Raw genomic sequence first — 1,115 nt, 5'->3', positions numbered from 1 at the left:
AAGGCCGCCCTCAACAAGGTGGACGGCGTCTCGCAAGTCGACGTGAGCTACGCGGATCTCGAGGCCGTGGTCACCTTTGACGACGCCCGAACGTCGGTGGAGGCATTGACCGAGGCCACCACCAACGCTGGGTATCCATCAACCCCGACATCCTCGCAAGCGGATCGAGAGTGATCATGAAGAATCCCAAGACCCTGCTGCGCGTGAGCGTGATCGGCAGCGGCGGCGCCGCCATGGCGGCGGCCCTGAAGGCCGCCGAGCGCGGCGCCCGGATCACCCTGATCGAACGCGGCACCGTCGGCGGTACCTGTGTCAATACAGGCTGTGTGCCTTCGAAGATCATGATTCGCGCGGCCCATATTGCCCACTTGCGTACGGAAAGTCCCTTCGATGCAGGCCTGAGCGCCCAGGCGCCGGTGGTGGATCGGGCCAAGCTGCTCGAGCAGCAGCAGCGACGTGTCGAGGAACTGCGTGACGCCAAGTACGAGGGGATTCTGCGCGACCACCCGGCCATCACTGTCCTGCACGGCGAGGCCCGGTTTATCGATGCCCATAGCCTGATGGTCAAGCTGAACGAGGGCGGCGAGCAGGTCGTCCACTTCGACCGCGCCTTCATCGGTACTGGCGCCCGACCGGCAGTACCGCCGATCCCGGGTCTTGCCGACACCCCCTACCCGACCTCTACCAGTGCTCTGGCCCTGGACACTCTTCCCGAGCGGCTGATTGTGATCGGCGCCTCGGTGGTGGCCCTGGAACTGGCCCAGGCCTTCGCCAGGCTGGGCAGCCGGGTCACGGTGCTGGCCCGCAGCCGCCTGCTCTCCCAGGAAGACCCGGCGGTAGGGAATGCGGTGGAGGCGGCGTTTCGCCGCGAGGGCATCGAGGTCCTCAAGCAGACCCAGGCGAGCCGTGTGGACTACACCGACAATGAATTCATTGTCGACACCAACGCCGGCACCTTGCGGGCGGATCAACTGCTGGTGGCCACCGGACGGACACCCAATACCGAGGCCCTGAACCTGGCGAGCCTCGGCGTGGAAACCGCACATGGGGCTATGCCGGTCGATGAGCATCTGCACACCACGGTGCCGGGGCTGTATGCCGCCGGTGACGGCACC

General features: G+C 66.1%; 2 protein-coding genes. Both read left to right on the top strand.

What is annotated here, in order from left to right; all coding sequences use genetic code 11:
• Nucleotides 1-174 (top strand): cation transporter (locus FYJ24_RS12500; protein WP_206192734.1); only part of this gene is annotated, 174 nt, incomplete at its 5' end.
• A gap of 2 nt (nucleotides 175-176) precedes the next feature.
• Nucleotides 177-1,115: FAD-dependent oxidoreductase (locus FYJ24_RS12495; protein ID WP_154546741.1), on the top strand; the 939-nt coding region annotated here is incomplete at its 3' end.

The sequence above is a fragment of the Scrofimicrobium canadense genome, from assembly GCF_009696615.1.
Lineage (GTDB): Bacteria > Actinomycetota > Actinomycetes > Actinomycetales > Actinomycetaceae > Scrofimicrobium > Scrofimicrobium canadense.
The sequence above is the reverse complement of the archived record's forward strand: the minus strand, read 5'-3'. Positions and strand labels throughout refer to the sequence as shown.